Raw genomic sequence first — 4,147 nt, 5'->3', positions numbered from 1 at the left:
TGCAACGTAGCGACAGCGGCATATGTTTTTTTGTGCGATAGCGTAGTGCAACGTAGCGACAGCGGCATATGTTTTTTTGTGCGATAGCGTAGTGTGCAACGTAGCGACAGCGGCATATGTTTTTTGTNGCAACGTAGCGACAGGGGCATATGTTTTTTTGTGCGATAGCGTAGTGCAACGTAGCGACAGCGGCATATGTTTTTTGTGCGAAAGTGTAGTGCAACGTAGCGGTAGCGGCATATGTTTTTTGCGCGAAAGCGTAGTGCAACGTAGCGGTAGCGGCATATGTTTTTTGTGCGAAAGCGTAGTGCAACGTAGCGACAGCGGCATATGTTTTTTACTCGACAGCGTAGCCGCAACGACACGATGTTAGTCACGAAGTCGTTATCACAGGATGTGATGGTTTTAGCCTTCGTTCCTCTATCGCTGATCCCCAATGAGTCGCCTAGCCTTCACTCCAATTAACTTTATACATGGCATACGTTTTTAGCAAATGTCATTCTCTACTTTTGTTGATGAGAATAACAAGTAATTGTACATTTAATGTTACTAATTGAAAACAAATTAAAAGAACTGCAGAGAAATAAACACTGCAGCTTTTTATTAAGGATTTTGAAATCCGAAGATTCCCATTAAATATGCACCTAAGAAAAAGATCATTACAAAAACATTGAGCACAATCAGAACCATACGGATATCGCCTTTAATGCCAAAAATTGCGCTGATTATCCCAAGTCCTCCTAATACAAATGGCGTAAATATACTTAGATCGTAAAGGAAGTTAAAAAAACTACCATACCATTTCGTTGAATCATAGCCAAACATAAAAAATGTAATTATTAAAGATAAAATAGATATAGCAGAAAAAATGTTACGCCTCATTTTTACTTCCCCCATTATCAATCAATGATATGTGTGATAGACCTAATCCATTTTTAACTTGAAATTTAAGGCTCGTTCCACTTTATTCTTTAAGCATAGTTTATGGCTCTGTTTCAAATATTGAGATGAGGTGCCTATCCGTCAATTTGATAGCTCTATCCGTCTGTTCGTTGCTTCTATCTTTCGTTTTGCCCCTCCTACCGTGTGAAGTGTGTCGGGCTATTCACATCCATCTTAAATAGAACCTAATTAATTATGTAAATTTTAACATTTAAATAACTATATCATTTTTTTATTATGTTATAAAACAAAAAAAGCCGAGGAATATATCCTCGACTTTTTCGGGTGCCTAGCGACGTCCTACTCTCACAGGGGGAAGCCCCCAACTACCATTGGCGCTAAAGAGCTTAACTTCCGTGTTCGGTATGGGAACGGGTGTGACCTCTTTGCCATCATCACTAGACTATTAACGGCTTTCAATATACATCGTATCGTGAAACCCTAAAATGAAAGGGTTTGTTCTTTCAAAACTGGATAAACGGTGCATTGAATGTTTCAAACGTTTTGGTTAAGTCCTCGATCGATTAGTATTCGTCNTTTTGGTTAAGTCCTCGATCGATTAGTATTCGTCAGCTCCATGTGTCACCACACTTCCACCTCGAACCTATCTACCTCATCGTCTTTGAGGGATCTTACTTACTTGCGTAATGGGAAATCTCATCTTGAGGGGGGCTTCATGCTTAGATGCTTTCAGCACTTATCCCGTCCACACATAGCTACCCAGCGATGCCTTTGGCAAGACAACTGGTACACCAGCGGTGTGTCCATCCCGGTCCTCTCGTACTAAGGACAGCTCCTCTCAAATTTCCTACGCCCACGACGGATAGGGACCGAACTGTCTCACGACGTTCTGAACCCAGCTCGCGTACCGCTTTAATGGGCGAACAGCCCAACCCTTGGGACCGACTACAGCCCCAGGATGCGATGAGCCGACATCGAGGTGCCAAACCTCCCCGTCGATGTGGACTCTTGGGGGAGATAAGCCTGTTATCCCCGGGGTAGCTTTTATCCGTTGAGCGATGGCCCTTCCATGCGGAACCACCGGATCACTAAGCCCGTCTTTCGACCCTGCTCGACTTGTAGGTCTCGCAGTCAAGCTCCCTTGTGCCTTTACACTCTACGAATGATTTCCAACCATTCTGAGGGAACCTTTGGGCGCCTCCGTTACCTTTTAGGAGGCGACCGCCCCAGTCAAACTGTCCGCCTGACACTGTCTCCTGCCCCGCTAAGGGGCATGGGTTAGAATTTCAATACAACCAGGGTAGTATCCCACCGACGCCTCCTTCGAAGCTGGCGCTCCGAGATCTCTGGCTCCTACCTATCCTGTACAAGTTGTACCAAAATTCAATATCAGGCTACAGTAAAGCTCCACGGGGTCTTTCCGTCCTGTCGCGGGTAACCTGCATCTTCACAGGTACTATAATTTCACCGAGTCTCTCGTTGAGACAGTGCCCAGATCGTTACGCCTTTCGTGCGGGTCGGAACTTACCCGACAAGGAATTTCGCTACCTTAGGACCGTTATAGTTACGGCCGCCGTTTACTGGGGCTTCAATTCGCAGCTTCGCTTGCGCTAACCACTCCTCTTAACCTTCCAGCACCGGGCAGGCGTCAGCCCCTATACGTCACCTTACGGTTTTGCAGAGACCTGTGTTTTTGCTAAACAGTCGCCTGGGCCTATTCACTGCGGCTCTCATGCGCTTGCACGCTCAAGAGCACCCCTTCTCCCGAAGTTACGGGGTCATTTTGCCGAGTTCCTTAACGAGAGTTCTCTCGCACACCTTAGGATTCTCTCCTCGACTACCTGTGTCGGTTTGCGGTACGGGCACCTCTCACCTCGATAGAGGCTTTTCTTGGCAGTGTGAAATCAGGAACTTCGTCCATACGGACTCGCCATCACAGCTCAACGTTACAGTGTGCGGATTTGCCTACACACACGCCTTACTGCTTGGACGCGCATAACCAACAGCGCGCTTACCCTATCCTACTGCGTCCCCCCATTTCTCAAACGGTGAGGAGGTGGTACAGGAATATCAACCTGTTGTCCATCGCCTACGCCTATCGGCCTCGGCTTAGGTCCCGACTAACCCTGAGCGGACGAGCCTTCCTCAGGAAACCTTAGTCATACGGTGGACGGGATTCTCACCCGTCTTTCGCTACTCATACCGGCATTCTCACTTCTAAGCGCTCCACCAGTCCTTCCGATCTGACTTCAACGCACTTAGAACGCTCTCCTACCACTGACATCATAGATGTCAATCCACAGCTTCGGTGAATCGTTTAGCCCCGATACATTTTCGGCGCAGCGTCACTCGACCAGTGAGCTATTACGCACTCTTTAAATGATGGCTGCTTCTAAGCCAACATCCTGGTTGTCTGTGCAACGCCACATCCTTTTCCACTTAACGATTACTTTGGGACCTTAGCTGGTGGTCTGGGCTGTTTCCCTTTTGACTACGGATCTTATCACTCGCAGTCTGACTCCCGTGTATAAATATCTGGCATTCGGAGTTTGTCTGAATTCGGTAAACCGGGATGGCCCCCTAGTCCAAACAGTGCTCTACCTCCAGTATTCTCATCACGAGGCTAGCCCTAAAGCTATTTCGGAGAGAACCAGCTATCTCCAAGTTCGATTGGAATTTCTCCGCTACCCACACCTCATCCCCGCACTTTTCAACGTGCGTGGGTTCGGGCCTCCAGTAAGTGTTACCTCACCTTCACCCTGGACATGGGTAGATCACCTGGTTTCGGGTCTACGACCACGTACTAATTCGCCCTATTCAGACTCGCTTTCGCTGCGGCTCCGCCTTCTAAAGCTTAACCTCGCACGTAATCGTAACTCGCCGGTTCATTCTACAAAAGGCACGCTATCACCCATTAACGGGCTCTAACTACTTGTAGGCACACGGTTTCAGGATCTCTTTCACTCCCCTTCCGGGGTGCTTTTCACCTTTCCCTCACGGTACTGGTTCACTATCGGTCACTAGGTAGTATTTAGCCTTGGGAGATGGTCCTCCCGGATTCCGACGGAATTTCACGTGTTCCGCCGTACTCAGGATCCACTCAGGAGAGAACGAACTTTCGACTACAGGGCTTTTACCTGCTCTGGCGGACCTTTCCAAGTCGCTTCATCTAACTCGCTCTTTTGTAACTCCGTATAGAGTGTCCTACAACCCCAAGAGGCAAGCCTCTTGGTTTGGGCTCTTC

1 protein-coding gene and 2 rRNA genes (1 of these 3 only partly in view) are annotated in these 4,147 nt (G+C 47.7%); all 3 read right to left on the bottom strand.

Annotation, left to right across the window (positions count from 1 at the left end):
* Nucleotides 1–603 precede the first annotated feature (603 nt).
* The gene (locus AMS59_RS06730; RefSeq protein WP_053482988.1) at nucleotides 604–882 is read right to left on the bottom strand and encodes a hypothetical protein; all 279 of its coding nucleotides are present in this window, start codon (nucleotides 880–882) and stop codon (nucleotides 604–606) included.
* A gap of 347 nt (nucleotides 883–1,229) precedes the next feature.
* Nucleotides 1,230–1,345, bottom strand: a 5S ribosomal RNA gene (rrf, locus tag AMS59_RS06725).
* A gap of 136 nt (nucleotides 1,346–1,481) precedes the next feature.
* Nucleotides 1,482–4,147, bottom strand: a 23S ribosomal RNA gene (locus tag AMS59_RS06720); it runs 262 nt beyond the window's last position.

This window comes from Lysinibacillus sp. FJAT-14745, from assembly GCF_001275675.1.
GTDB lineage: Bacteria > Bacillota > Bacilli > Bacillales_A > Planococcaceae > Lysinibacillus.
Note: the sequence above shows the minus strand (reverse complement) of the source record. Positions and strands in the feature narration are given on the sequence as shown.